The sequence below is a fragment of the Streptomyces sp. NPDC043746 genome (genome assembly GCF_056436485.1).
This window is the reverse complement of the sequence record NZ_JBWKCM010000006.1, coordinates 122,893-147,155: the sequence shown is the minus strand read 5'-3', so window position 1 is coordinate 147,155 and position 24,263 is coordinate 122,893. Positions and strand designations below refer to the sequence as shown.

The 24,263-nt window shown below is 73.1% G+C and carries 28 protein-coding genes and 1 riboswitch; of the genes, 7 read left to right on the top strand and 21 right to left on the bottom strand.

Translation table 11 applies throughout. The features are described 5' to 3' along the window. Window positions 1–132: 132 nt before the first annotated feature. The 8 genes from AC0682_RS09385 to AC0682_RS09350 all read right to left on the bottom strand — a co-directional run bounded on the left by AC0682_RS09385 (window position 133) and on the right by AC0682_RS09350 (window position 5,943). Window positions 133–210: a 50S ribosomal protein bL37 gene (locus tag AC0682_RS09385; RefSeq protein ID WP_370454205.1), complete on the bottom strand. Its 78-nt coding sequence runs from the start codon at window positions 208–210 to the stop codon at window positions 133–135. Between the two features lie 140 nt (window positions 211–350). Then, window positions 351–788: a DUF4190 domain-containing protein gene (locus tag AC0682_RS09380; RefSeq protein ID WP_478531931.1), complete on the bottom strand. Its 438-nt coding sequence runs from the start codon at window positions 786–788 to the stop codon at window positions 351–353. A gap of 90 nt (window positions 789–878) precedes the next feature. After that, window positions 879–1,427 carry a heme-binding beta-barrel domain-containing protein gene (locus AC0682_RS09375; protein WP_478531930.1) on the bottom strand — a complete coding sequence of 183 codons (549 nt, stop codon included), beginning with the start codon at window positions 1,425–1,427 and terminating at the stop codon, window positions 879–881. A gap of 620 nt (window positions 1,428–2,047) precedes the next feature. Beyond that, the gene (locus AC0682_RS09370; protein ID WP_478531928.1) at window positions 2,048–2,266 is read right to left on the bottom strand and encodes an MbtH family protein; all 219 of its coding nucleotides are present in this window, start codon (window positions 2,264–2,266) and stop codon (window positions 2,048–2,050) included. Window positions 2,267–2,574: 308 nt separating this feature from the next. Continuing rightward, window positions 2,575–3,456: a siderophore-interacting protein gene (locus tag AC0682_RS09365; RefSeq protein ID WP_478531927.1), complete on the bottom strand. Its 882-nt coding sequence runs from the start codon at window positions 3,454–3,456 to the stop codon at window positions 2,575–2,577. A 509-nt stretch (window positions 3,457–3,965) separates the two neighbouring features. Then, window positions 3,966–4,529 (bottom strand): type 1 glutamine amidotransferase domain-containing protein, encoded by a 564-nt coding sequence (locus AC0682_RS09360; RefSeq protein WP_478531926.1) that lies wholly within the window; start codon window positions 4,527–4,529, stop codon window positions 3,966–3,968. A 56-nt stretch (window positions 4,530–4,585) separates the two neighbouring features. After that, a complete protein-coding gene (locus tag AC0682_RS09355; protein ID WP_478531924.1) occupies window positions 4,586–5,701 on the bottom strand; it encodes a glutamate--cysteine ligase 2 in 1,116 nt (371 codons plus the stop codon). A gap of 14 nt (window positions 5,702–5,715) precedes the next feature. Beyond that, complete coding sequence (locus tag AC0682_RS09350) at window positions 5,716–5,943, bottom strand: DUF5133 domain-containing protein (RefSeq protein WP_478531922.1); 228 nt, start codon at window positions 5,941–5,943, stop codon at window positions 5,716–5,718. A 188-nt stretch (window positions 5,944–6,131) separates the two neighbouring features. On the opposite strand from AC0682_RS09350, the gene AC0682_RS09345 reads away from it, so the two are divergent. Continuing rightward, window positions 6,132–6,383, top strand: a complete 252-nt coding sequence (locus tag AC0682_RS09345) for a hypothetical protein (RefSeq protein WP_478531921.1) — start codon at window positions 6,132–6,134, stop codon at window positions 6,381–6,383. 102 nt (window positions 6,384–6,485) lie between these two features. Here AC0682_RS09345 and AC0682_RS09340 read toward each other — a convergent pair whose 3' ends face one another. The 7 genes from AC0682_RS09340 to AC0682_RS09310 form a co-directional block, all read right to left on the bottom strand. After that, the gene (locus AC0682_RS09340) at window positions 6,486–6,689 is read right to left on the bottom strand and encodes a cold-shock protein (RefSeq protein ID WP_003964323.1); all 204 of its coding nucleotides are present in this window, start codon (window positions 6,687–6,689) and stop codon (window positions 6,486–6,488) included. A gap of 252 nt (window positions 6,690–6,941) precedes the next feature. Next, a complete protein-coding gene (locus tag AC0682_RS09335) occupies window positions 6,942–7,340 on the bottom strand; it encodes a DUF6221 family protein (RefSeq protein ID WP_254811228.1) in 399 nt (132 codons plus the stop codon). A 96-nt stretch (window positions 7,341–7,436) separates the two neighbouring features. Then, entirely contained in the window at window positions 7,437–7,892 is a 456-nt protein-coding gene (locus tag AC0682_RS09330) for a VOC family protein (protein ID WP_478531919.1), read from the bottom strand. A 14-nt stretch (window positions 7,893–7,906) separates the two neighbouring features. Next, on the bottom strand, window positions 7,907–8,089 hold the full coding sequence (locus AC0682_RS09325; RefSeq protein WP_478531917.1) for a hypothetical protein: 183 nt from the start codon (window positions 8,087–8,089) through the stop codon (window positions 7,907–7,909). A 332-nt stretch (window positions 8,090–8,421) separates the two neighbouring features. Beyond that, window positions 8,422–9,435 (bottom strand): NAD(P)/FAD-dependent oxidoreductase, encoded by a 1,014-nt coding sequence (locus AC0682_RS09320; RefSeq protein ID WP_478531915.1) that lies wholly within the window; start codon window positions 9,433–9,435, stop codon window positions 8,422–8,424. Further along, window positions 9,432–9,959, bottom strand: a complete 528-nt coding sequence (locus AC0682_RS09315; protein WP_478531914.1) for an isoprenylcysteine carboxyl methyltransferase family protein — start codon at window positions 9,957–9,959, stop codon at window positions 9,432–9,434. Before AC0682_RS09315 ends, AC0682_RS09320 begins: the two co-directional genes overlap by 4 nt. Before the next feature lie 14 nt (window positions 9,960–9,973). Beyond that, window positions 9,974–11,026, bottom strand: a complete 1,053-nt coding sequence (locus AC0682_RS09310) for a type III polyketide synthase (RefSeq protein WP_478531913.1) — start codon at window positions 11,024–11,026, stop codon at window positions 9,974–9,976. Between the two features lie 118 nt (window positions 11,027–11,144). On the opposite strand from AC0682_RS09310, the gene AC0682_RS09305 reads away from it, so the two are divergent. Next, window positions 11,145–12,014, top strand: a complete 870-nt coding sequence (locus tag AC0682_RS09305) for a UbiA family prenyltransferase (RefSeq protein WP_478531911.1) — start codon at window positions 11,145–11,147, stop codon at window positions 12,012–12,014. A 255-nt stretch (window positions 12,015–12,269) separates the two neighbouring features. Here the strand turns inward: AC0682_RS09305 and AC0682_RS09300 are convergent, their stop codons facing one another. Further along, window positions 12,270–13,088, bottom strand: coding sequence for a transglycosylase SLT domain-containing protein (locus AC0682_RS09300; protein ID WP_478531909.1), 819 nt, complete (start codon window positions 13,086–13,088; stop codon window positions 12,270–12,272). 3 nt (window positions 13,089–13,091) lie between these two features. Then, window positions 13,092–13,251: riboswitch (cyclic di-AMP (ydaO/yuaA leader) on the bottom strand. A 499-nt stretch (window positions 13,252–13,750) separates the two neighbouring features. Here AC0682_RS09300 and AC0682_RS09295 point away from each other — a divergent pair. Beyond that, window positions 13,751–15,112: an FAD-dependent oxidoreductase gene (locus AC0682_RS09295; protein ID WP_478531907.1), complete on the top strand. Its 1,362-nt coding sequence runs from the start codon at window positions 13,751–13,753 to the stop codon at window positions 15,110–15,112. 21 nt (window positions 15,113–15,133) lie between these two features. Here the strand turns inward: AC0682_RS09295 and AC0682_RS09290 are convergent, their stop codons facing one another. Then, a complete protein-coding gene (locus tag AC0682_RS09290) occupies window positions 15,134–17,743 on the bottom strand; it encodes a SpoIIE family protein phosphatase (protein ID WP_478531905.1) in 2,610 nt (869 codons plus the stop codon). 83 nt (window positions 17,744–17,826) lie between these two features. Beyond that, entirely contained in the window at window positions 17,827–18,456 is a 630-nt protein-coding gene (locus AC0682_RS09285) for a hypothetical protein (protein ID WP_478531903.1), read from the bottom strand. A 206-nt stretch (window positions 18,457–18,662) separates the two neighbouring features. On the opposite strand from AC0682_RS09285, the gene AC0682_RS09280 reads away from it, so the two are divergent. Together AC0682_RS09280 and AC0682_RS09275 are read left to right on the top strand one after the other, a co-directional pair. After that, the gene (locus tag AC0682_RS09280; protein ID WP_478531902.1) at window positions 18,663–19,997 is read left to right on the top strand and encodes a helix-turn-helix domain-containing protein; all 1,335 of its coding nucleotides are present in this window, start codon (window positions 18,663–18,665) and stop codon (window positions 19,995–19,997) included. Window positions 19,998–20,109: 112 nt separating this feature from the next. Further along, window positions 20,110–21,117 (top strand): PHP domain-containing protein, encoded by a 1,008-nt coding sequence (locus tag AC0682_RS09275; protein WP_478531901.1) that lies wholly within the window; start codon window positions 20,110–20,112, stop codon window positions 21,115–21,117. A gap of 16 nt (window positions 21,118–21,133) precedes the next feature. Here AC0682_RS09275 and AC0682_RS09270 read toward each other — a convergent pair whose 3' ends face one another. Both AC0682_RS09270 and AC0682_RS09265 read right to left on the bottom strand, forming a co-directional pair. Further along, entirely contained in the window at window positions 21,134–21,325 is a 192-nt protein-coding gene (locus tag AC0682_RS09270) for a DUF6381 family protein (protein WP_478531899.1), read from the bottom strand. A gap of 133 nt (window positions 21,326–21,458) precedes the next feature. Next, the gene (locus tag AC0682_RS09265; protein ID WP_478531898.1) at window positions 21,459–22,670 is read right to left on the bottom strand and encodes an FUSC family protein; all 1,212 of its coding nucleotides are present in this window, start codon (window positions 22,668–22,670) and stop codon (window positions 21,459–21,461) included. 136 nt (window positions 22,671–22,806) lie between these two features. Here AC0682_RS09265 and AC0682_RS09260 point away from each other — a divergent pair, with 136 nt between their 5' ends. Further along, window positions 22,807–22,989 carry a DUF6480 family protein gene (locus AC0682_RS09260; RefSeq protein WP_478531896.1) on the top strand — a complete coding sequence of 61 codons (183 nt, stop codon included), beginning with the start codon at window positions 22,807–22,809 and terminating at the stop codon, window positions 22,987–22,989. Further along, window positions 22,986–23,654, top strand: a complete 669-nt coding sequence (locus AC0682_RS09255) for an endonuclease (protein WP_478531894.1) — start codon at window positions 22,986–22,988, stop codon at window positions 23,652–23,654. The genes AC0682_RS09260 and AC0682_RS09255 overlap by 4 nt, the downstream gene beginning before the upstream one ends. A 91-nt stretch (window positions 23,655–23,745) precedes the next feature. Here the strand turns inward: AC0682_RS09255 and AC0682_RS09250 are convergent, their stop codons facing one another. After that, window positions 23,746–24,138 (bottom strand): hypothetical protein, encoded by a 393-nt coding sequence (locus AC0682_RS09250; RefSeq protein ID WP_478531893.1) that lies wholly within the window; start codon window positions 24,136–24,138, stop codon window positions 23,746–23,748. Window positions 24,139–24,263: the final 125 nt, after the last annotated feature.

Here is a 24,263-nt window from a genome sequence, read left to right as displayed (position 1 = left end):
ACCACGAGGGGTCCCCCCCCCCTCTCCCACCGGGGGAGGGGGCGTGCCCCTGGGGTGGGGGGAAAGGGGGCGGGGGGGGGGTGGGGGGCGCCCCCCCCCCCCCCCCCCCCCCACGAACCTGCGAAACCGGCCTCAGCTCTGCGGACGCTTGCCGTGGTTGGCGCCGTTCTTGCGGCGGGCCTTCTTCTTACGACGACGCTTCGAGGACATCGAACCCTCCTCTTCCCTCTGCTCGGTGGGGCACATCTGATCCTCCGGACCATGGGGCCCGGAGGTGAGGAGGACCACTCCTCGCCCCTACCGTCACAAAGACGGGCCGCGGTCGCAAACCGCCGCCCCGCCGTTCGAGGTCACTTGAACAGGCTCTCGCCGAAGTCCTCCGCGCAGCGGTCCTGTTCGGCCTGGGTGACCGCCTTCTCCATGCAGCTCTCGAAGTCCTTGAACGAACCGGAGTTGACGACGGATATGGCGATGACGAGAACGATGGCCGAACCGATCAGGCCCAGGACACCGAGAACGAGTCCGGCGATCGCCATGCCCTTGCGCGGCGCCCGGCCCTGGCGGGCCCGGAGCGTCCCGAGGATGCCGAAGACCAGCGCGAGCAGACCGAAGAGGAGTCCTCCGAAGACCGTCCAGAAGAAGAGACAGGCGATCAGACCCAGCACGAGGGCGGTGACCGCGAAACCGTTGCTGCGGGCGGGTTCGGGGGCCCCGTAGGGGGCACCGTACGGGGCCCCGTACTGCGCCTGGTCCGCGTTCGGCTGCTGAGGGTAACTGGGCATGGACATCGGATGCGAACTCCTCACAAAAGTTGTCCTGTCCATATGCCCCAGAAGACCGCCCATATGCAAATCCGATCTTTGTCCGGGGGCGCTGCACTACCCCTCGCCGCGCCTGCGGAACCGCGCCGACAGATGGTGCTGCAACGGCTGTCCGACCGCCGCGAGCTCGTGCTCGAAGGTGAGGGTGTCGCCGTCCACCAGGGTGTAGCGGCGACGGGTGGCGTCGACCTGCTTGGCGGTGGGGGCGAGGGCGACTTCGTGGGTGGCGAGGTCGACGGCACCGGCAGCGGCCCGGCCCACGGCGATCTCCGCGACACCGGTGGGCTGGGTGACCAGTGCCTCCACCCGTCCCCCCGGCTGGAGCCGCCACCATCCGCTCTCCCGGGCGGAGGGCCGCAGGGGGTGCCCGTCCGCGTCGACCAGCCAGGCGCGCGAGGAGTAGTGGAGGAACGGGCGTCCGTCATGACTGAAGGTGATCTCCTGGGCGTAGGCGAACGCGTCGTCCAGCGTGGGGTACCCGCCCCTCCCACTCCCCGTCCAGGTGCCCAGCAGCCCGAGCACCGGCGCGAGGAGCGGGTGTGGTGCCGGTGTCTCGCCGGGCCCGAAGGCGTCGGGGTAGGGGTGGAGCGGTGCGGGGTCGGACATGGGTGTGCTCCTGGGTCGCTGCCGGTTCGGGTGCCGGGCAGCAGCCTAGGGGCCAGGCCCGTCATCCCCGGCGGAACAGCGCACGGCGTCGGACGCGGTGCATCGCGAGGCGGAGGGGCGTCCGCGTACGGGAGGCGCTCGGGGCGTTCCGACAACGCGGCGAGGTGCCGTAGCCGTCGTTGCCGCCGCCGGTGAGGGCGCCGTGCAGCTGCGCCCCGGTACCGAGGGACAGGGCGGCCACGTCGGCGGCGGCGCGGACCTTTCGCCTCGGGGCCGGTCCCCCAACAGGGGCACTTCGGGGTCCTGGGCGAAGGGGACCAGGCAGCGGGTCCGGGGAGGAGGTGATCGTAGGGGCCCGCATCAGCTGCCCAGGCCGCGCCTTCGCGGCCTGTCCCGGTGAGACGGGGGCCCGCCTCGCGGACAGCGTCGGAGAAGTCGTCGAGCGGGATGCCGAGTGCGGCGGTCATCGGACCGGGGCGGGGTGGGCGGTGGGCGTCCGGCTCTGTGCCGCCCCCCGTGCGAGGGCGAGTCGGGTGCCGAGGGCCGCCCCGGTGCTCACCGGCCCGGCTCCGATGAGGAACCCTCGGCGGGCGACCGGGTGCGGCGGCTCGGGGAAGGGCTCAGGCCGGATCGGCCGCCATGCTCTCCATCAGGCTCTTCGGCCGCAGGTCCGTCCAGTTCTGCTCGACGTAGTCGAGGCAGGCCTGGCGGGTGTCCTCCGGGTGCGCCACGGTCCAGCCGGCGGGCACCTCCGCGAAGGCGGGCCACAGGGAGTGCTGGCCCTCGTCGTTGACGAGCACAAGATAAGTGCCGTTCTCGTCCTCGAACGGGTTGGCCACCGATCCTCCTCGAATTTAGGCAAGGCTATCTTTACCAGTGACGACAGCGATCGTACCCGCCCTGCTGTCGGTTGACTCACCGAATCCCGTAACTCCCATGACTACCAGGCGGATTGCCGACCGAAGTCGGACGCCACCACCCCGGCCACCCGCTCACAGGGTGCCCCTGCCGCGCCGCTTGACCAGCACCCGGGCGAGGTGGACACCACCCGGCACGGCCGTGAACCGACGAGAAGCAAGGTGCGCGGCAGGCGGCCCCGACACACCGTCTCCCGCGCCGCCACGGCGCGGGACGGTCGACGCTCCCGTCACAGTCCGAGGTCACTGAGGCGCGCCTCATAGCGGATGGCGACGTCCTCCTCGTCGTCGGCCGGGGCGTCCCAGAGGGCCACCAGCTCGGCGCGGACGGCGTCCGGCAGGGCCTCGTACCGCTCGTTCCAGCTGTCGGCGTTCGGTATCCAGTAGCCGACGACCTTGAACCTGGTCGCGGGCAACCCCAGCTCCTTGCGGAGGTAACGGCGTGCGGTACGCAGCGCGTTGGTCTCGCCGGCGACCCAGATGTAGCCGCCGGTCATGTCCGTGCCGGCCGGGACGGCACCCTCGACCAGCTCGGCAAGCCGACTGGCGCCGTGGCCGTTGCCGCCGTAGGTCCAGGTGACCTTGGTGCCGGGGAGCGGCTGAACGGCCTCGGGGCCGGGCAGTTCGACGACCACGCGGGTGGCGACCGTGTCCGGGGTGTTCTCCAGCAGACGGGCCACGGCCGGCAGACCGGTCTGGTCCGCGATCAGCACCTGCCAGGCGAGGTCGTCCGGCGGACTGTAGAGCCCGGTCGGGTCGTTGACGCCGAGCACGTCCCCGGGCCGCGCGTCGGCCACCCAGGTCGAGGCGACCCCGGTGTCGTGGAGCACGAAGTCGACGTCGATCTCGTCGACCTCGGGGCGTGCCGCCCGGACCGTGTACGTGCGCATCGGGGCGACGGGCGCACCCTCGGGGGTCTCCCAGCCCTTCTCCGTGGTCAGGGGCAGGGAGACGTCCTTGCGGTCCGGGCCGTGCGGGAAGAAGAGGCGGACGTACTCGTCGCCGACCCCGGTGGACTCGAAGCCGGCCAGCCCTTCGCCGTGCAGCGTGACGCGGGTCATCGTCGGGGTGAGCGGCTGGACTCGGGCGACGACGGCTCGATGGATCGTCATGGACGTACCCCTTCGTACGGAGTTCCGGGATCGACTTAGGTCAGCCTAACCTTCTGTGGGGGGTTGTTCGATACCACCTCGGCGTTCCCGGTTGGGGTCCCCCGGGTCCGGTATCAGCAGAGGTACGGCACGTGCTCGCGGAGCGGCATGTCCACCGCCCGCGTTCCGCCGGGGCCGGTGGGGCCCCCGTCGCCGGTGGGCCCGGCGGTGCTCGGCAGATGCTGACCGACGGGTCGTGCTCGGATGTGCCCAGCACGCCCGCGTCCGCCCCGGTGGCGGTCGGGGGTGTCCATGAGCCCGCCTCAGGTCGGACCGCGGCAGGCGCTTCTCGCGGACAGTCCCTTTCCTGGATACCTCCCGCACGTCCCGGCAGGAACGTGCGGGAATGACGCTGTGGCCTCGATGCCCCCGCGGCGGGGGCAGGCATACCGACGGCCCCCGCCGCGGTACGCGGGCGGGGGCCGTCGGGCACGATCCAGGACTCGGCACGATCCAGGACTCGGCACGATTCAGGACTCGGTGAGCACCGCGTCGATCTCGCGGAGGAAGTCCTTCAGGTCACCGGGGTCCCGCGAGGTGATGAGCGGCCAGCCGCCCTCGTCGTCGCGGACCACCGGCCGGTCGACCCAGGAGCCTCCCGCGTTGGTGATGTCGGTCTTCAGGGAGGCGTAGGAGGTCAGGGTCTTGCCCCGTACGTAGCCGCCCTCGACCAGCGCCCACGGGCCGTGGCAGATGGCCGCGACGGGCCGTCCGGAGGCCGCGAAGGAGCTGACGATCCGGGTGGTGGCGTCCTGGAGGCGCAGTGTGTCGGCGTTGAGCGTGCCGCCCGGGACGAGCAGGAGGTCGTACGCGGCGGGGTCGACGTCCGCCAGGGTGAGGTCGGGGCGCACGCTGTCGCCGGGGTCGCGGTCGCCCACGAGGGTGCGGATCTCCTCGTCGGAGAGCGCCGCCACGCTCACCTGGGCCCCGTGGTCGCGCAGGTGTTCCACGGGGACGACGAGTTCGTCCTGCTCGACTCCGTAGTTGGTGACGATCGCCAGGATCCGGCGGTTGCCGTGATCGGTGGTGGCCATGTCTCGCTCCCTTCCTCGTACGTCATGCGGTCGTGTCCGTCCGGTGCCGCTTTGCGCTATCCGCCGGTGAGGCGGACGCACTCCGCGACGGTGTCACGGAGGCTGCCGGTCCGCTCCAGCAGTTCGCGCTGGATCCGGGCCCCGTTGCCGCGCCGCTCCAGGGCGGCGAGCGCCTTCTGCGCGGCCTTGAGGTCGCCGCTGTCCTCCAGGGAGTCCCGCACATGTGCCAGCAACGCGCCGAGTACCTCGGCGGCGGGCTCGGGCCGCAGGGTGCGGGGGTGGATGAGCCGGTCGTCGAGGCCGGAGCGGGCCGCCTGCCAGGATGCCACCCGCACCAGGGCCACCTCGGTGTCCTGGGGTGGTTCCCCGGCCCGCCACTCCCGCGCGGCCGTCTCCACCAGCGCCCTCACGAGCGTGGCCAGCAGCGCGGTGTCCGCCGGGTCGAGGCAGACGTCGGCGATCCTGACCTCCACTGTGGGGTAGCTGTGCGAGAGGCGCGCGTCGAAGTAGACCATCCCCTCGTCCTTGAGGACCCCGGTGGAGATGAGGGCCTTCACCTGCTGGTGGTAGCGCTGGGCGGAGCCGTGGATTTCCACGGGACCGGCCGAGGGCCACCGGCCCCACACCCGGCTGCGGTAGCTGGCGTACCGGGTGTCCTGCCCCTGCCAGAAGGGGGAGTTGGCGGTCAGGGCGAGCAGGACCGGCAGCCAGCAGCGCACCCGGTCGAGGACCGCGACCCCTTCCTCGTCCGACTCCACGGAGACGTGGACGTGGCAGCCGCAGGTCAGCTGCTCCTGGGCGGTCAGCCCGTAGCGCTCGGCCATCCAGCGGTACCGCTCCCCCGTCCCGATCATGGGGCTGACCGGCAGCGGCGAGGTCGCCAGGGCCGCGACCGACGCGCCCACGTCCGCGGCGTGGCGGCTCGCCTCGGCCCGCCACCGGTGGACCGCGTCGGCGATCTCGGCCATGTCGCGGCAGGGGTGCGTGGCGAACTCCAGCTGCTGGCGGTGCAGTTCCGCCTCGAAGGCCGACTCGCCCTCCGCGTCCTGCTCGGCGCGGGCCAGCACGGCCGTGGAGAGGGCTCGTGCCTCCCCGCTCTCCGGGTCGACCAGCAGCAGCTCTTCCTCGACGCCCACGGTGCGTACCACTGCGCCCACCCCTTCGGTGATCATCCGTCGGCCGTCGCTCAGGCCGAGAGGATGGAGTCGTCCTCGGGGCGGGCCCCCGGCAGCCGGTACCGAGCGGCGACCAGGGCGCTGTCGACATCGCCCGTGCCGGTCGAGACGCACAGGGTGTAGGCGACGTCGTCCATGCGCTGCCGCGCCTGGGTGCTGCCGCTCTCCGCGTGCAGCAGACGCAGGGCCTCGTACTGCTCGACGAGATTACGCAGCACGGTGGGGTGGGCCATCAGCATGCGGGGGTCCTTCCGGGCGGTTCGTCGTGTGCGTGTCCTGATTGCCCGGTCCGTGTCCCCGGGCACAGCCCCGAGTACCCCCGTCGGAACCGGCCACACCTGGGTGAATCGTTCCCTCCGCAGGGGGTACCCAGCACAACGGACCATCCCTCCCCGGGCGCTCCGGGGCACCACGGAAGGACGCTCCCATGACCGACCGCAGGCCGGAAGGCACCGCCTACAGCGGGGCTTCCCCCAGTCCGCCCCCTGTCGGGGCGGATCTCCCGGACCAGCAGGTGAGGGAGGGCGAGGACCCTCTCGACATACCGGTGCCGGAGCGGGTCGCCCGCGAGAGCGGCGACGGGCCCGACCCGGACGAGGCGGGTTCGGGCCGGGGCGAGCCGCGCAACGCCGGGGTCCACCCCGAGAAGCATCCGACCCCGGACGAGTCCACCGGGTAGCCGCCCGCCGGGGCGGGGGTCTTCCGCGCCCGTCCCCGGTAACGCCCTTGGGCCCCCGGGACGCGGTGCGTCCCGGGGGCCCAAGAGGTCGTAAAACCCGGATCAGGCGGTGGTGATGTTCTCCGCCTGCGGGCCCTTCTGGCCCTGGGTGATGTCGAAGGTCACCGCCTGGCCTTCCTGGAGCTCACGGAAGCCGGTGGAGTTGATGTTGGAGTAGTGCGCGAAGACGTCGGGGCCGCCGCCGTCCTGCGCGATGAAGCCGAAGCCCTTTTCCGAGTTGAACCACTTGACGGTTCCGCTGGCCATGCCTGTACCTCTCAGCAGTAAACGGATCCGCACCGCGCGGACCCGGAGGTGATCGCCCTGGTTCTCAGGCACTGCACAGCAAAACGCCCGCGCCAGGCGCGGGCAGGTACTGCGAACCACGACATCTGCCGGCGACGCTACACGGCGGGATCACTCCTCACCAGAGAGCAACGCCATTTTGGCGTGGATCTTCCCCCTCCCGTTTGGCTCGAACGGTACGCACGGCGTCCGATCAGGGCGTTCGGCCATCCGCTACTGGATGAACCGGGGCAGCCACCGTGCCTGGTAGTCCGGGTGTCCGGCGTACTCGGCGGCGAGCTGGCGTACGGCGAAGCCCAGGCCCACCGCGCGTCCCGAGCCGAAGTCCTGCGCCGGGCGGTCGGTGTCCAGCTCGGCCACCTCCACGTACTCCCCCACCAGCACCCGGTGGGTCTCGATCCGCTCCAGGGTGCGGGCCGGGTCCTGGAGCGCGATGTGGTGGTCGAAGCCCCGGTCCCGCACCGTGAACGCGACGCCGCCCTTGCGGTCGTGGACCTCGCCGGGCACATCCGCCGGGCACCGCCATCGGTCCCCGCCGGCAGCCAGTGCGACCTGTTCCTCATCGGCGAGACGCGCACGGACGAAGGCCACCATGTCTGCGTTGCCGGCCATTGGATGCTGCTCCCTCGTGTCCATGGATCACTGCGGTGATACGGGGAGCATTGTGGTGGACCGGAGCGGCACGATCCACCGCGGCGTGCGGCGCGGTCAGTCCGCGCTCCCGCCGCTCCCCTTGGCGGCGAGGTCGGCGAGGACCCGGTGGAGGGGTTCGGCGAGCCGACGGCGGTACTCCTGCACGGCCCAGCCGTTGCCGTCGGGGTCGGTGAAGTACATGAACGTGGCCCCGTCCTCGGGGGCGTACCTCTGGGGTTCGGAGACCTCGACCCCGCGGGAGACCAACTCCGCGTGGGCGGCGTCGATGTCGGTGACGCAGAGCTGGAGCCCGTGGTACGTGCCCGGTTGCGGGTCCCCCGTCGGGTTGGGTACGCCGTCGGTGAGGGCGATCGAGCAGCCCGAGCCGGGCGGGGTGAGCTGGACGACGCGGGCACCCGGCATCACCTCGTCGTCGATGTCGACGTGGAAGCCGAGCTTGTCCCGGTAGAAGTCGCGGGCCCGGTCCAGGTCGGTCACGGGGAGCACGATCACTTCGAGGGTCCAGTCCATGGCTGCGGTGCCTTTCACTGTTTCGGGGGCGCACGTGAGGTGTCGTCGGTTGCCTCGGGGACGGCCTGTTCCGGTGCCGTCACCTCCGGCGCGGATGCTCCGGGGACGGTCTCACCGTGGGTGGCGCCGCTCTGGAGTCCGGCCGGGTCACAGGCGCGGACCTGGACGGCCCGCATGGCGGCCGGGGCGGCGGGCACGGCGCAGCGGGCCGCGGCGGCGAAGGCGCTGGGACACCGGCGGAGAGGACCTCGCGCTCCGGGGCGGTGGCAGCTCCCCGGTCGTTGGGAACTGCGGCCGCCGGGCCGAGGCCGCCTCTTCCGGGAAGCGCGGCACCTGCTCGGTGGCCTCGTGGCGGCTGGCCGTGCCGTCCATCGTCATGAGAACGGAGCGTCCGAGGAGCCGCCGACCGGACGCTCCCCCGCAGGGGCGGTCGGTCTCCCGCGGGGCGGGCGAGCGCGGGGCGTTCACCCGGTCGACGTTATGACGGAACCCGGAGCCCCGCCATTCGATCACCGGAGGGCCGGGCGCCCTACTGGAGGGCGCGGACCACCGTACGGAAGAGGGCGGGCGCGTGGTGGGCGGCGGTGACGATCAGCGGGCGGGTCGCGGGGCGGGTCGCGGCGCCCAGGAGGGCCTGGGTGAGCAGCCGGTAGCGGCGGGTCGCCCGCCGCCACCGCGCCGGGTAGTCCTCGGGGCGTCCGGCGGCCAGGCAGCCCACGGCCGACGTCGCGGTGGCAACGGCGAGAGCGACGCCCTCCCCGGTCAGCGCGTCGGTGTAGCCGGCCGCGTCCCCGACCAGCAGGACCCGCCCGGCCCGTGGTCCGCGCGCCCGCTGCCGCAGCGGTCCGGCCCCGCGTACGGGGGTGGCGCCGGGGCCGGTCAGCCGGGCGGCGAGGGCCGGGAAGGCGGCGAGGTGATCGTCGTAGGGGCGGCGGTCGCGGCTGAGGACGGCCACGCCGACCAGGTGGTCGTCGACGGGGGTCACGTACGCCTCGGCGTGCGGGGACCAGTGGACCTCGACCAGGTCGCTCCAGGGTGCGGTGCGGTAGTGGCGGCGCAGCCCGTAGCGGCCGGGCCCGGGTACGGGGTGGTCCAGGCCGAGGGCGCGGCGCAGCGGGGAGTGGAGCCCGTCGGCGGCGATGAGCCAGCGGGCGGTGAGCCCGGCGGCGGTGACGGTGAGCCCGTCCTGCCTGATCTCGCGGACCTTGCCCTCCACGGTGCGTACGCCGAGGGCTTCGGCCCGCTCGCGGAGGGCCGTGTGCAGGGCCGTGCGGCGGACTCCGAGCCCGTACGCGCCCCGGAACGGCGCCTGGGCGCTGCGCAGCCCGTCGGTGTATCGGATTCCGCGCAGGGGGTGTCCGGCCGGGCGGACTCCGAGAGCGTGGAGGGCGGCGAGGCCGCCGGGCATGATGCCCTCGCCGCAGGCCTTGTCGACGGGAGCGGGCCGGGGTTCGACCACCACCGCCTCCATACCGGCCTGGGCGGCACGGATGGCGGCGGCCAGGCCGGCGGGGCCGCCGCCCGCGACCAGGATGTCGATCACGCCCGCGCTTCCGCTGCCGGGAGGCGGGCCAGCGCCTCGTCCTCGCACCGGATGCGGACGGCCATGAGGGCGGCGTTGAGCACGGTGAAGGCGATGGCGGTGCTCCAGGCCCCGTGGACGAGGGGCAGCGCGAGCCCTTCGGCGGCGACGGCGACGTAGTTGGGGTGGCGCAGCCATCGGTAGGGGCCGCCGGTGACCGGCGGCAGGCCGGGGACGACGATGACACGGGTGTTCCAGCGGGGGCCGAGGGTCGTGATGCACCACCAGCGCAGCAGCTGTGCCGCGACGACGACGACCGCCATGGTCCAGCCGAGGGCGGGCAGGAAGGGGCGGTCGGCGAGATGGACCTCGCCGACGCAGCCGGCCAGCAGGGCGGTGTGGAGGGCGACCATCGCCGGGTAGTGGCCGCTTCCCGTCTCGGTGCCGCCCCGGGCGAGGCTCCAGCGGGCGTTGCGGCGGGCGACGACGAGTTCGGCGAGGCGCTCGACGGCGACGGCGAGGACCAGGGCGGTGTACCAGATCACGGTCCGAATCCTTCCTACCAGCGCAGCAGCACCAGTTCGCAGCAGAAGCCGGGGCCCATGGCCAGGAGGAGGCCGGGGGTGCCGGGTTCGGGGCGGCGGTGTCCGAGGGTGTCCCGCAGGACGTGCAGGACGGAGGCGGAGGAGAGGTTGCCGACGTCGGCCAGCGAGCGCCAGGTGACGTCGAGCGCCCCGTCGGGCAGGTCGAGCACCTCGGTGACGGTCTCCAGGACCTTGGGGCCGCCGGGGTGGCAGACCCAGCGGGCGATGTCCTTCGGCTTGAGGCCGTGATCGTCGAGGAACTCCCTTACGTCGTCGGCCAGATACCGGCGTACGACGTCGGGCACGCCGGGGTCGAGGACCACGCCGAATCCGGTGGAGCCGATGTTCCAGCCCATGACGTGTTCGGTCTCCGGGTACATCCGGCTGCGGGTGGCCACGATCTCGGGTCCGGCCACGGCCCGGCGTCCGCCGAGGGCGACGACCGCGGCCGCCCCGTCGCCGAAGAGGGCGGTGGCCACCAGATTGGCGGGGGTGGTGTCGTGGTGCTGGAAGGTGAGGGAGCACAGCTCCACGGAGAGCAGGACGGCCACGTCGTCGGGACGGCCGAGCAGATAGTCGTGGATCCGGGCCACCCCGGCCGCCCCCGCGACACACCCGAGGCCGAAGACGGGCAGCCGTTTGACGTCGGAGCGCAGGCCGAGGCGGTTCACCAGCCGGGCGTCGACGGAGGGGGTGGCGATGCCGGTGACCGAGGTGAACATCAGCAGGTCCACGTCGGTGGGTCGCAGCCCCGCCGCGCGGAGGGCGCCGCGCAGGGCCTGGCCGCCGAGGTCGACGGCCGAGCGGATGAACACGTCGTTGGCGTCGCCGAACCCTTCCAGGTCGACGTACGCGTCGAGCGGCAGCACGGTGTGCCGGGTTCGGACGCGGGCGTTGCGGTGGAGTCGGTCCAGGACGCGACGGTCGGCTCCGGGCGGCAGACAGGTCCGGGCCACCATGTCGGTGACCTCGCGCTGGGGGTGGCGGTGGGGCGGCAGGGCCCCGTGGACCGCGGCGATCCGGGTCATTGCGGCTCCTGCGTCGGGGACGTCATCGCCCCATTCTGACCGGAAAATCCGGTGAATCCCGGTAAGGGACCCGTGTGGTCACCGTGTTGACGGGCTGCCAGGTCCCTACGATCGCCCGATGGATGCCATGGACGGGGCAGCAGCGGTGACGACGGCGGTCCGGCGGCCGGGCCGGGGTGTGGGGCTGGCGCTGGCCTGCCATCCGGGGCCGGTGGCGGCGGTGACCGCACTCGCCTGCGCCCTGGCCGCCGGGGTGGGACTCTCCCCCGGACGGCTCGCCCTGGTGGGGGCCGCGGTGCTCGCCGGGCAGCTCTCGGTGGGCTGGTGCAACGACGCCCACGACGTGCGGCGCGATGCCCTCGCCGGGCGCCGGGGGAAGCCGGTCGCCGACGGCGCGGTCCCCGTCCGGGTGGCGTGGGGTGCGGCGGCGGTCGCGGGCGTCCTGTGCGTACCGCTCTCGCTGGCCTGCGGCCTCCTCGCCGGTACGGTGCACCTGGCCGCGGTCGCCGCTGCCTGGCTCTACAACCTCCGACTGAAGGCGACGGCACTCTCCTGGGTCCCGTACGCGGTGGGGTTCGCCGCCCTCCCCTCGCTGGTGGCGCTCGCCGCGCCGGGTGCGCCCTGGCCCCGGTGGTGGGCAGTGGCGGCGGGGGCACTGCTCGGGGTGGCGGCGCACCTGGGTGACACCCTGCCGGACGTCGAGGCGGACCGGGCCGCCGGGATCCGGGGTCTCCCTCACCGGCTCGGCGCCACGGGTACCCGGCTGCTGCTGCCGGTGCCGCTGCTCGGGGCGACGGCCGTGCTGGCGCTCGGCCCGCCGGGTCCGGCGGGCGCCGGAGCCCTGGCCGCCCTCAGCCTGGCGGGCGTGGTGGCCCTGGCGGGTTTGGTGCTCGGCCGGTGGTGGCGCAAGGCCGCGCTGGCGGGGGCGGTGGCCGTGGCGGCCGCGAATCTGGCACTGCTGCTCGCGAGCGGCACGGCGCCGGCCTGAACCGCGCACCCCCGCACGGTCTCTGACGGGCCGCCGTTCCGCCTGCCGTCGACGGGAGACGCCTCGGAGGCTTCACCACGCAGGCCCGTACCGCTCGCGTGGCGTATCTCGTCTCAGCAGAATGAAACAGGTTCCACTGTCGATCGCGTGGTGAGCCACGAAGAACTCGGGGGCGGCTTCGCGGGGCGCCCGAGGGGCCCTGGACCGTGCGGTCCAGGGCCCCTCGGGTTGTCGTACGCCGTGTACGCGTGGGGATCAGTAGGCGCCGAAGACGTTGTCGATCGAGCCGTAGCGAGCCGCGGCGTAGTTGCAGGCGGCGGTGATGTTGGCGACCGGGTCGTAGCTGTCGGTCGAGGTGCCGGGCACGTGGTAGGCCCGGAAGGTCGGGTCGATGACCTGGAGCAGCCCCTTGGACGGTGTGCCCTTGGCCGCGTTGGAGTCCCAGTTGTTGATGGCGTTGGGGTTGCCCGAGGACTCGCGGATGATGTTGCGGTGGATGCCCTCGTAGGTGCCGGGGATGCCGTGCCGGGCCATGACGGCCAGCGACTCCTTGATCCAGCCGTCGAGGTCGTTGGTGTACGCGACCGGGGCGGCCTTGGCGGCGGCGGCGCGCGCGGAGCGGTCGGCTCGCTCGGCCGAGGCGGCACGGTCGGCGGTCGGGGTCGACTTGCCGGCCTTGCCGGCCTTGGCGTCTGACGAGGCGGCAGCCTTGGCACCGACGGTCAGCGTGACACCCGGGTGAATAAGGTTCGGGTTCTCCCCGATGACCTTCCGGTTGCCTTCGTAGAGCTTTTTCCAGCCGCCACTGACGGAATAGTCGCGGGCGATCTTGGAAAGCGTTTCGCCGGACACCACGGAGTGCTTGACGGGCGCGGCCTTCGTCACGGAATTCACCTGGGCGGTCACGGAGACGGCAGCCACGGGCTTTTCGGCGACGGCGGGCACGGGGGCGGCCAAGGCGGTGGTGGCACCGAGGACCGGCAGGGCCAGAACGGCTCCACCCGTGGTCACGGCGGCGATGCCACGGCCCAGCGAGACGGACTTGGGACGGCGGTGCTTACCCTGTGCGGGCATGGGGAATTTCCTCTCCGGCGCCTACGGGGTGAGCTGTCGGGTTCAGACGGGAGATGTCTGGCCGCATGGACATGCGACTTCACCCCTAGCCGCTCCGTGTTCCGGATCGGCGACTTACCTGGGTCCCCCGCTCCTGCCGTACGTGAGTGGGTTGCGGATTCCCGGACGGCGGCAGGATTCGGCGTTCCATCCGGATTGCCGTGACCGTAGGCGAAAAACATCGGGGGGAACAAGCCCTGAATTCTGGATCTTCTTTTTCCGCAAGATCGAACAACGGAATTCCGGGCCGGGGCCGACTCCGTCGCGGTGTCAACTTTCTTCGCGCAGAAGGGAACCGAACCCTCCGCTTCCGCGTCCGCACTCCCGGGCGTGACGCTCGCCACTTCACGCGAGGGCGGCCGAAATGGCTACAGTCAAAATTACCCAAGAACCCCAATAGGCCCCTTTACGGAAAGGAGTAATAAAAGGGTAAAATCGCCCAAACCGCTTCACGAAAACGGACTTATCGGGCGGCTCCGTAGGGCGGGTCGGAAGCCGCACCCGGCCTTGGCTTACCGTGTGGGGTGGACACTAGTAAGCCCACCCTTACTTGCCGCGTACTCTGTAACCTGCCCGACCTGCCTGACCTGCCCGCGTTCGCCCGCCTTAAGGATCAACACGCCATGACACGCCCCGTCCGCGTCGCCATTGTCGGAGCCGGCCCCGCCGGTATCTACGCTGCGGACGCGCTGCTCAAATCCGAGGTCTGCCAGGACCCGGGGGTCTCGATCGACCTGTTCGAGCGCATGCCCGCTCCCTTCGGTCTGATCCGTTACGGCGTGGCCCCCGACCACCCCCGGATCAAGGGCATCGTCAAGGCGCTGCACCAGGTGCTGGACAAGCCGCAGATCCGTCTCTTCGGCAATGTCAGCTACCCCGACGACATCGACCTGGACGACCTGCGCTCGTTCTACGACGCGGTGATCTTCTCCACCGGCGCCGAGGCCGACCGGGCCCTCGACATCCCCGGCATCGAGCTGGACGGCTCCCACGGCGCGGCCGAGTTCGTCTCCTGGTACGACGGCCACCCCGAGGTCCCGCGCACCTGGCCGCTGACCGCCGAGAAGGTCGCCGTCCTCGGCGTCGGCAACGTGGCGCTGGACGTGGCCCGTGTCCTGGCCAAGACGGCTGACGAGCTGCTGCCGACCGAGATCCCGGACAACGTGTACCAGGGCCTCAAGGCGAACAAGGCGCTGGAGGTGCACGTCTTCGGGCGGCGTGGCCCGGCGCAGGCCAAGTTCAGCCCGATGGAACTGCGGGAGCTGGACCACTCCCCCAACATCGAGGTCATCGTCAACCCCGAGGACATCGACTACGACGAGGGCTCCATCGCCACCCGTCGGGAGAACAAGCAGGCCAACATGGTCGCGCAGACGCTGGAGAACTGGGCGATCCGCGATGTCGGCGACCGCCCGCACAAGCTCTTCCTGCACTTCTTCGAGTCCCCGGTCGAGATCCTCGGCGAGGACGGCAAGGTCACCGCGCTGCGCACCGAGCGGACCGAGCTGGACGGGACCGGCAACGTCCGGGGCACCGGCGCGTTCACCGACTGGGACATCCAGAGCGTCTACCGGGCCGTCGGCTACTACTCGGAGGAGCTGCCGAAGCTCCCCTTCGACGTGGCCTCCGGCACGGTCCCGCACGAGGCGGGCCGGGTCGTCTCCGGTGGCGAGCACATGGCCTCGGTCTACGTCACGGGCTGGATCAAGCGCGGCCCGATCGGTCTGATCGGCCACACCAAGGGCGACGCCAACGAGACCGTCGCCTGCCTCCTGGAGGACCGCGCCGCCGGCCGGCTGGCCGAGCCGGCGACGCCCGCCCCGGAGGCCGTCGAGGCCTTCCTGGAGAGCCGGAACGTCCGCTACACGACGTGGGAGGGCTGGCACAAGCTGGACGCCCACGAGCAGGCGCTCGGCGCGGCCCAGGGCCGTGAGCGGATCAAGGTCGTGGAGCGCGAGGGCATGCTGGACGCCTCGGGCGCCTGAGGCATACGGGGCTGTTGCCCGTCAGGCCGGGCCCGGGGTGCTTCCCGCGCCACCCGGGCCCGGCCCGCGGAAGGTCCGCCACAGGTCGGGCGGGGCGGTGCCACGGGACGGCGGCGGCGGCTTCTCGGGAGTGTGCGTCCAGCGGGCCGCGAGCAGCAGGGCGATGTCGTCGGGGCGGTCCGCCGCCTGCCGGGCCTCCCCCATCACCCGGTTCGCCGTCTCGGCCAGCGGGACGGTGCCGACCCCGGCGATCGTGGCGCGCAGCCGTTCGATGCCCTCGTCGATGTCGGTGCCGGGCCGTTCGATGAGCCCGTCGGTGAAGAGGGCCAGCATGTCGCCCGGTGCGAGGGTCAGCTCGGCGACCGGGTAGGTCGCGTGCCCGTCGACGCCGAGCACGATGCCGCCGGGCAGGTCCAGCACCCCGGTCCGGCCGTCGTGGTGGCGCAGCACCGGCTGCGGATGGCCCGCCCGCACGGCGCGGGCCCGTCCGGTGACCGGGTCGAGCACGATGTAGCAGCAGCTGGCGAACTGCCCCGGGTCCAGGTCGATGAGCAGCCGGTTGGTGCCGCTCACCACCTCCTGCGGATCATGGTCGCTGAGGGCGAACGCCCTGACCGCACTGCGCAGTTGCCCCATGGTGGCGGCCGCGGACACACCGTGCCCCTGGACGTCCCCGATGACCAGGGCGAGCTCGTGGCCGGTCTCGATGACGTCGTACCAGTCGCCGCCCACCTCCATGTCCTGGGTGCCGGAGAGATAGCGCCCGAGCGTGTCGACCCCCTCCACCTCCGGCAGCCGGTGGGGCAGCAGGGCGTCCTGGAGCCCCCGGGCGAGCGCCGACTCGCTGTCGTACCGCTGCGCGCGTTGCAGGGCCTGGGCGATGAGTCCGGCGAGGGCGGTCAGGACGGTGCGCTCCTCCGGGCTGAACCCGCGCGGCCGGTCGAAGCCGAGGATGCACGAGCCGACGGGCCGCCCCGAGGCGATCAGCGGCAGGAACGCCCGCGCCCCTACGTCGGTCTCCATCGGGATGCCCGGGTAGGCGTCGGCCAGCCGCTGCATGGACTCGAAGAAGATCGGGCGCCCGGTGGTGAGGGTCTCCACGCCCGGGATGGAGACGTCGAGCCCGACCCCGTCGAAGCGGTCGAGGAACCCCTTGGGGAACCCCGTCTCCCAGGCGAGGTGGAGGTGGCGCTCGCTCAGCAGGTAGATGGCGAGCTGCCGCCCGCCGAACGCGGGCAGCAGCTCCTCGGTGACGACGGCGGAGACCTGACGGGCCGTGACCGCCTCGGTGAGCGCGATGGCCAGGGCGACCGGGCGGTAGAGCGCGGAGGCCCGGTCGGCGGCGGAGCCGATGCCCAGGCCGGGCGCGGTGACGGAGCCGGGAGCGTACGCCGGCTGTTCGGTCGCCTGGAATACCGCGCTCAGCCCGTCGTGACCCGGGTAGAGGGAGACGGAGAGCCAGACGGAGGGGTCACGCCGGGCGAGGAAGTGGACGGGTTCGTCGGAGATCAGGGCCGCCCGCCAGTGGTCCTCGTACGCCGGATGACCGAACCACGGCAGCACCTCCCACACCACATGGCCGACCAGCTCCCCCCGTGGGCGGTCGAGCAGCTTCTCCGCGAGCGCGTTGGCGTAGGTGATGCGGCCGATCCGGTCCAGGGAGACGATTCCCCGGGGCAGCCGATCGGCCGCCTCCGCGACGACGGGCCCGGCGCCGAAGTCGACGACGAAGCCGGTGAGATGGCTCTCGGCGCTCTCGCCGTCCGGATGGGTCCAGCGGCCGGAGAGCTCCAGCAGGTGGTAGCGGCCGTCGGGGCCGCGCAGCCGCATCCGCCGCACCACCGGATCGGCGGACTCCACCGCCTGCCGGGCCAGCGCCCACAGCCCGTACACGTCCTCCGGCACGAGGCGTTCCGCGAGGGCGTCGACCGTGCCCGGGAAGTCCTCCGGCTCGGTGCCGAAGATCGCGCACAGGTCGTCGTCCGCGGTGAGGCCCCCGGAGTGCAGGTCCCAGTCGAAGCGCCCGACCCGCACCGGCGGTGCGGGAGCGGCCGGCAGCTGGACGGGGATCGGCTCGCTCTCCCAGACGACGGGGAAGGACCGCGACTCCAGATCCGCGAGCGCGGCCCCCAGCCGACGGCCCAGGCTCAGCAGCCGCTCCCCGACGGCGGGGTCGACCTCCTCGCCGGGGGTGGCGGGGCGCAGGATGGCCAGGACCCCCATGCTGCCGTTCGGGCCGGCGATCGGGATCCAGAGCGAGCCGAAGGGGAACGGCAGCCCTGCCATCAGCTGCGGAAAGCGGCGCATGGCCTCCTCCGCGTCGGCGAGCAGCACGGGGCGCCCGGTGCGGTAGGCCTCGGAGACGGGGAACGGCCGGTTGATGTGCATCCGCCACCAGGGTCGGAAGAGCGGTCCCGGCAGCCCGGCCAGCACGGCCAGGCGCAGCAGGCCGTGGGTACCGGAGCGGAGATAGACGCCACCCGCGTACCCCTCGGCGGACTCGACGGCGCTCACGATTCCCTGCGCGAGTACGAGGGACAGCTCGTCCGGTACTCGGCCGCCGTGGGCTTCCCCGGCCGCGGCCCCGCTGCCGGGGAAGCGGGCCGGGCGGGTCGCATCGTGCCGGGTCACACAGCCAGGATGCTCCAGGCGGAGGGGGCGGGCACGTCGGCGGACCGGCCGGGAGCCCCTCCGGCCGGTCCGCCGCGCCTGTCTCAGTGCAGCTTGGCGACCGCGGTGGCAGTGGTCTTCTTGAACCCCTTCAGCGGGGCGCCGTCCAGGCCACCGAGCTGTCCCCACTCCAGGACGGTCACCGTGCGCCCGTCCCGGCCGACCGCGTAGAGGCCGATGTCCGTGGAGCCGGCCTCGGGGTGGGAGGTGTCGATGCTGTAGACGTACGCGCCCTCCTCCACGTTCACCCGCCCGTGGTACCGGCTGACGCCCTCGATGCCCGGGTCCTGCTCCTTCATCCGTCCCAGGCAGGTCGCCAGCGCGGTCCGCAGCTCGGCGGCGAGCGCCTTCGCCTTCGCGGTGGTGGGTGCGACGGTGATCGTCTGGCGGGCCCCGGTGTCCAGCTCGGTACGGAAGTCCCGGTGGCGGGTGCCCGGGGCCGGGGTGGTGCCGGCCGTGCAGAAGGAACCGTCCTGGGGCAGCCCCTTCCGTACCGGACCGGCGGTCCAGGGGGTGTGGGAGGCGGGCCACTGCGCGGCGGAGAGGAACTGCGGCGCGGCGGAGGCGGAGGGCGCGGGGGCGGCGGAGACGGGCGCCGAGGACAGCGCGGTGACGGCCAGGCCCGCGGCGGCGGCGGTCAGGAGGGCGGTGCGGAGCGTACGAGTGGTGCGCATGGTGGAACTCCCCGTTCAGGTGGTCGCAGTCGGTCGGTGTGCCGGATCGGTCGGCACGGCAACAGACTGGGGCGGGTGCGGGGGCGCCGACAAGAACGACACCGGTTCCGGTCGGCACGGAACCGTCCCACCCCCGCTGACGTGGGTGTTCCCAGGGGGGTGGAACGCCCCTGGGACGGCCGGGGAGGCCGGGAGGAGGACTGCGGGTGTCGGACGAGGAGCGGGGAACGGCCGGGGGTTGCGCCCGCGAGGCGTTGGCGGAGCGCCTGCGAGGGCTCCGGGCGGACTCCGGCCGGACGTACGCGTCGCTGGCCCGCCGGATCGGGGTGAGCACTTCGACGCTCCACCGCTACTGCACCGGGCAGACCGTGCCGGCGGAGTTCGCCCCTGTGGAGCGGCTGGCCCGTTTGTGCGGCCGCACGCCCGAGGAGCGCCGGACCCTGCACCGCCTGTGGCTACGGGCGGACGCGGAACGGGTGGAGCGGATGGAGGCGGGGGCCGGGGCCGGGCAGGGGGCCGACGCGGGCCCTGCCCCGCTCCCGGTCCGGGCTCCGGGCGCCGAGGGCCTGGCAGCGGTGGGTACGGACTTGCTCGACGACGCGAGCCCCCGGGCGTCGGCTACGGACGGGACCGGCACCGAACGCCCGCACCCACCGGGAGGGGGCGCGCCCGGCGGTTCCGTGCCGCCCGCCGCCGGGCGACCTGCCGTGCCCGGCACCCCCGCCTCCGCCCCCGCTTCCGCGCACCCCGACACAAGTCCGTCCACCCACGCCGGCGCACCGCCCCCGGCCCGCCGCGCCCCCTCCGTACGCCGCTGGGCCCAGGCTCTCTCGGTGTGCGGGGCCGTCGCCGTGCTGGCACTCGCCCTGGCCGGGTCCCTGCCGAAGCGGGCCGAGGGGGCGGCGGACGTGTCAGCGCCACCGGCTCCCCCGTTCACCTGGACCAGTGACGATCACGTGTGGAAGTACGGCTGCGGGCACTCCTATCTCGTCGCCCGGCCCCCGGCCGCCGTCCCGCCGCCTCCGGAGGAGGCCGACGCGAAGGTCTGGGCGGCGGCGCTCGGCGCGGTGCACGCGGGTGAGACCGGCGTGCGGATCACCCTCCAGGGCAAGGACCAGGGGGCGGTGGTGCTGGAGGCGCTGCGGATCCGGGTGGTCGAGCGGCGGGCGCCCGCCGAGGGGCGGGTGCACCGGATGAGTTCCGGGTGCGGCGGGGCGCTCACGCCGCGGATGTTCGACGTCGATCTCGACAGGGAGCGTCCCGTGGCCCGGTCCGTGCCGGGCAACGACACGGGGGAGCCGATCCCGGCGGTCTCCTTCCCGTACCGGGTCTCGGCCTCGGACCCCGAGGTGCTGCTCGTCACCGCGCGTGCGGCCCGCTGCGACTGCGACTGGGTGGCGGAGCTGCGGTGGAGCGGCGGCGGCCGGTCGGGGACGGTACGGATCGACGACGGCGGGCGCCCGTTCCGTACGAGCGGGGCGCCGGGGCGGCCCGTCCACGACTACGACCACGGGGCCGAGCGCTGGGCCGTCGGCCCGTAGAGCGCTCCGGGACCGGTGCGGTGGCCGTACGGGGGCCGGGGCGGCCATCCTGGTGGGAGGCGGCCCGGACAGGGGTATCGGCCGGGCGGCCGACGAGCCTGTGGAGGTGCCGATGGACCCCGTCACCGCTCTGCGGCGGATCGCGTTCCTGCTGGAGCGCTCGCAGGCCGCCACCTACCGGGTGAAGGCCTTCCGTAGGGCCGCCGAGGTCGTGGCCTCGATGGAGCCCGGTGAGGCGGCCGAGCGGGTGGCCGCCGGGACCCTGGAGCGGCTCTCCGGGATCGGGCCGCGTACCGCCCAGGTGATCCGGGAGGCCCAGGCGGGCGAGGTGCCCGGCTATCTGGAGCGGCTGGAGGAGGAGGCCGCCGCCGAGCCGCCGCCGGATGCGGGCCGGGAGCTGCGCGCCCGGCTGCGGGGCGACTGCCATCTCCACTCCGACTGGTCCGACGGCGGCAGCCCGATCGTGGAGATGGGCCTCACGGCGGCGGAGCTGGGGCACGAGTGGGCGGTCCTCACCGACCACTCGCCCCGGCTGACGGTGGCAGGCGGTCTGTCGCCCGAGCGGCTGCGGGAGCAGTTGGAGGTGGTGGAGCGGCTCAATGAGGAGTGGGCGCCGTTCCGGCTGCTGACCGGGATCGAGTGCGACATCCTGCCGGACGGTTCGCTGGACCAGGAGCCGGAGCTGCTGGAGCTGCTGGACGTGGTGGTGGTCTCCGTCCACTCCAAGCTGCGGATGGACCCGGCCCCGATGACGCGGCGCCTGGAGGCGGCCGTACGCCATCCCCGGGCGAACGTCCTCGGTCACTGCACGGGCCGGCTGCTGTCCGGGCGCGGCAGGCCCGAGTCACGGTTCGACGCGGACCGGGTCTTCGCCGCGTGCGCCGAGGCGGGGACGGCGGTGGAGATCAACTGCCGGCCGGAACGGCTGGACCCGCCCCGCCGTCTGCTGCGCCGGGCGGTCGAGGCCGGCGCGCTCGTCTCCATCGACACGGACGCGCACGCCCCCGGCCAGCTGGACTGGCAGCCGTACGGCTGCGCGCGGGCCGAGGAGTGCGACGTGCCGGCGGACCGGGTGGTGACCACCTGGCCGGTGGAACGGCTGCTGGAGTGGGCGGCCTGAGCACACCCGCGCTCCGTCACTTCTGCGGATGGATGTCTCCGGCGGCCATACCGCTCTGCTGCTCGCTCCGGTCCCGCATGGAGCGGGACTTCCTCTCCAACCGCTCGCGTTCCCGCGGGTCGCTCGCGCGTTCCGCGGCCTCCGCCAGCTGCTGGGCCTTCTCACGCATCTGCCGCGCCAGGTCGGCGGGTTCGTCGGATCCGCTCATCACCACTCCTCGGTCTCTGGATGTGCTCCTGCTTGCCCTGGCCTTCTCGGACCTTCTCGGACAGCGGGCACCACTGCCCTCAGCGAACCAGCGACCGGAGCCGTCCGCATCCCGCGCGCGCCACCCGGACGGGTCACGCCCCGGTCCGGCTCAGCCGCCGCACCAGCGCACGGACCCGCGGGTGGCGCTCGTGGGCCTCGGACGAGCGCCGGTCCAGCTCCTCGCCGAGCCGCTTCGTCCGCTCGTCGATGTCGAGTTCGGCCAGCACCCGGTCGATCTCCGCGAGCAGCGCCCCGTGCAGCTGCCACTCGCGCGGGTGCTCCTGGACGTCCTCCAGGAGCAGGTCGGCCACCCGGTCCCGGGTGGCGCGGCTGCGGGCGAGGGCTTCGGCGAGCCGGTCCTCCGCCGCCTCGCCGTCGGCGGCGAGCGGGGTGGTGACGAGTACGGCGAAGGCCTCGATGGCGTCCGCGAGCCGGCCGAACAACTCCTTCAGCAGCTCCGCCACATCCGCCGGGAACAGCGTCTCCTCGGTGCGGGCCTTCGCCAGGTCGGTGAGGGTGCGGGACAGGACGCGCAGCACGACCGCGCAGATCTCCAGCGTGTCGAGCCCGGTGCGCAGGACCACCCGGTTCAGCAGCCCCTGTCTCACCCTGGGGTTGAGGGTGAGACTTTCCTCCGCCTGGCGGAGCGAGGCATCGACCTCGACGATGTCGTGGTCCAGCCTGCGGGCCTCGTGGAGCCGGGCCGCCGCCTGCGGGACGGGGTTGTTGCCCGTCACCTCCTCGCCCATGCTGCGGAGCATGGTGCCCATCCGACCGGCCAGGGAGGCGATCGACGCGCCTGCCGACCTGACCCAGACGGGCGGCGCGAAGACCAGGTTGAACAGCAGCCCCACCACCGCCCCGATGAGCGTCTCCCAGACCCGGTCCCAGGCGGTGTCCGCGACCTGCGAGACGCCGAGCACGAGCATCGCGCTGATCGCCACCTCGGGGACGAACTCGTTGACCCGCACCAGCCGCCCGATCAGCAGCGAGGTGAAGATGGTCAGCCCGAGGCTCCACCAGCTGAGCCCCACCAGGGAGCTGAAGGCGATGGCGATGAGGACGCCGACGACGACGGAGTTCACCCGGCGGATGCCGGTGGTGAGGGTGGCGTAGAGGGTGACCTGGACGACCAGGAGCGCGGTGAGGGGTGCGGTCAGCGGGGCCGGTTCGGGCAGCACCCAGACGGCCACGGAGTAGGCGATGACGGCGGCCGCGGTCGAGCGCAGCGTCTGCACCCCCGCCGGTTCGGTGGTGCGCTGCACGAGTTTGACGACGGGTGCGGGTGCGGAGACTGCGGGCATTCCTTGACGGTGCCCGGTTTTCGCCGCGCCGAGCGGTCTGCGGGCGGGGTGCCTCCGTACGGCCCTGCGCAGGTGGAGGAGCGGGGCCGGATGGCTACGGCGTGCGCCGGGGCCGGGACGGGGGGACGCTGGAGACATGGCTGTTCTGCTGAATCCCCCAGGAGAGACGCCCCCCGCCGAGGGCTCGATCGGCGAAGCCCATGAGGAGCGCCCCGACGGCGGTGTCTGGGAGCACCCGGCCGTCTGGATCGGCCTCATCGTGCTCGGCGCACTGCTGGTCGCCGGGTTCTTCCTCGCGCGGGTCTTCGGGCTGGCATGAGCGGGAGGCGGTCGCCCCCGGCGCGCCGGACCGTCGACGCGCTGGTGGCGGAGTGCGGGCAGACGTACGCCGAGGAGGCGGGCATCCGGCTCAAGGACACCCCGCAGCCCCTCTACCAGCTCCTGGTGCTGAGCCTGCTGCTCTCCGCCCGTATCCGCGCCTCGGTCGCCGTGGCGGCCGCCCGCGCCCTGTACGACCACGGCATGCGCACCCCGCGCCGGATGGTGGACGCCACCTGGCAGCAGCGGGTGGACGCGCTGGGCGAGGGCCACTACCGGCGCTACGACGAGCGCACCGCCACCCAGCTCGGGGAGGGCGCCCAGCTCGTCCTGGACACCTGGCGCGGCGATCTGCGCCGGTTGCGCGCGGAGGCCGACGGCGACCGGGACCGGCTCGTGGAAGGGCTCCAGCGGGTGCCGGGCATCGGACCGGCCGGCGCCGACGTCTTCGTACGGGAAGTGCAGTCCCTCTGGCCGGAGACCGGCCCCTGGGTGGGGGCGAAGGGGCTGCAGGGCGCCGAGCGGCTGGGCCTGCCCACCTCCCTGGGCCGGCTGGCCCGGGCGGCGCGCGGACACGACGGGGCGACGTTCGCGGCCGCGCTCGTCCGGGCGGCGCTGGACAAGGACGTCGCCGCCGCGGTCACGGAGCGGGCCCGCACGCGCTGACAGACGGCTGAGGAGCAGGAGGACGGCCCGGTCGGGGCGCCCGGACCGTACCTCGACTCCGTGACGACGGTCCGCGCCTCTCTTCCTCTCTCTAGAGCACCGGACCGCCGTCCTCGTCCGCCGGGCCGCCGGCCTCCACCCGCAGCGCCAGGTCCTGGAGGACGTCGGCCGAGGAGACGTCCGTCTGCCCGGAGTCGTGCACCTGCGCCAGCATCGTGAAGGCGAGGGTGAAGGCGCTCACCAGCTGCTCGACCGCGCCGCCGACCTCCCGCCCGACCACGGTCACCACCTCCTCGACGGAGAAGTCGTCGGGGATGGCGATGTGGGGCATCGTCTCGTTCAGCAGCGCCGTGACGGCGCCCGCCCCCGCGTCCAGGTCTTCCCGTTCGAGGTCCGCCTCCAGCAGGCGCTGCATTTCGCGCGCCTCTGTGAGGATGCCGATCACACGCTTCACGACTTCCCGTTGCTCCATGGCCGCGAGCATAGGGCGTGCGGCCCGGTCACCACGTCCGATCAGCACGCCCACGGCTCAGGCGGTGTCGTGTACGGCGACGATGCCGTCGAAGGCGCCGACGTACGCCCTTGCCGTCGGGGCCGACGGCAACGGCC

Bases quoted from the DNA above. Each gene is read 5' to 3' on its own strand.
- AC0682_RS09285 (WP_478531903.1), bottom strand. From the start codon at position 18,456: ATGCGCACCACTCGTACGCTCCGCACCGCCCTCCTGACCGCCGCCGCC.
- AC0682_RS09255 (WP_478531894.1), top strand. From the start codon at position 22,986: ATGAGCGGGAGGCGGTCGCCCCCGGCGCGCCGGACCGTCGACGCGCTG.
- AC0682_RS09250 (WP_478531893.1), bottom strand. From the start codon at position 24,138: ATGCTCGCGGCCATGGAGCAACGGGAAGTCGTGAAGCGTGTGATCGGC.
- AC0682_RS09260 (WP_478531896.1), top strand. From the start codon at position 22,807: ATGGCTGTTCTGCTGAATCCCCCAGGAGAGACGCCCCCCGCCGAGGGC.
- AC0682_RS09365 (WP_478531927.1), bottom strand. From the start codon at position 3,456: ATGACGATCCATCGAGCCGTCGTCGCCCGAGTCCAGCCGCTCACCCCG.
- AC0682_RS09385 (WP_370454205.1), bottom strand. From the start codon at position 210: ATGTCCTCGAAGCGTCGTCGTAAGAAGAAGGCCCGCCGCAAGAACGGC.
- AC0682_RS09295 (WP_478531907.1), top strand. From the start codon at position 13,751: ATGACACGCCCCGTCCGCGTCGCCATTGTCGGAGCCGGCCCCGCCGGT.
- AC0682_RS09300 (WP_478531909.1), bottom strand. From the start codon at position 13,088: ATGCCCGCACAGGGTAAGCACCGCCGTCCCAAGTCCGTCTCGCTGGGC.
- AC0682_RS09310 (WP_478531913.1), bottom strand. From the start codon at position 11,026: ATGACCCGGATCGCCGCGGTCCACGGGGCCCTGCCGCCCCACCGCCAC.
- AC0682_RS09265 (WP_478531898.1), bottom strand. From the start codon at position 22,670: ATGCCCGCAGTCTCCGCACCCGCACCCGTCGTCAAACTCGTGCAGCGC.
- AC0682_RS09350 (WP_478531922.1), bottom strand. From the start codon at position 5,943: ATGCTGATGGCCCACCCCACCGTGCTGCGTAATCTCGTCGAGCAGTAC.
- AC0682_RS09330 (WP_478531919.1), bottom strand. From the start codon at position 7,892: ATGGACTGGACCCTCGAAGTGATCGTGCTCCCCGTGACCGACCTGGAC.
- AC0682_RS09335 (WP_254811228.1), bottom strand. From the start codon at position 7,340: ATGGCCGGCAACGCAGACATGGTGGCCTTCGTCCGTGCGCGTCTCGCC.
- AC0682_RS09345 (WP_478531921.1), top strand. From the start codon at position 6,132: ATGACCGACCGCAGGCCGGAAGGCACCGCCTACAGCGGGGCTTCCCCC.
- AC0682_RS09340 (WP_003964323.1), bottom strand. From the start codon at position 6,689: ATGGCCAGCGGAACCGTCAAGTGGTTCAACTCGGAAAAGGGCTTCGGC.
- AC0682_RS09305 (WP_478531911.1), top strand. From the start codon at position 11,145: ATGGATGCCATGGACGGGGCAGCAGCGGTGACGACGGCGGTCCGGCGG.
- AC0682_RS09355 (WP_478531924.1), bottom strand. From the start codon at position 5,701: ATGATCACCGAAGGGGTGGGCGCAGTGGTACGCACCGTGGGCGTCGAG.
- AC0682_RS09270 (WP_478531899.1), bottom strand. From the start codon at position 21,325: ATGAGCGGATCCGACGAACCCGCCGACCTGGCGCGGCAGATGCGTGAG.
- AC0682_RS09275 (WP_478531901.1), top strand. From the start codon at position 20,110: ATGGACCCCGTCACCGCTCTGCGGCGGATCGCGTTCCTGCTGGAGCGC.
- AC0682_RS09375 (WP_478531930.1), bottom strand. From the start codon at position 1,427: ATGTCCGACCCCGCACCGCTCCACCCCTACCCCGACGCCTTCGGGCCC.
- AC0682_RS09360 (WP_478531926.1), bottom strand. From the start codon at position 4,529: ATGGCCACCACCGATCACGGCAACCGCCGGATCCTGGCGATCGTCACC.
- AC0682_RS09380 (WP_478531931.1), bottom strand. From the start codon at position 788: ATGTCCATGCCCAGTTACCCTCAGCAGCCGAACGCGGACCAGGCGCAG.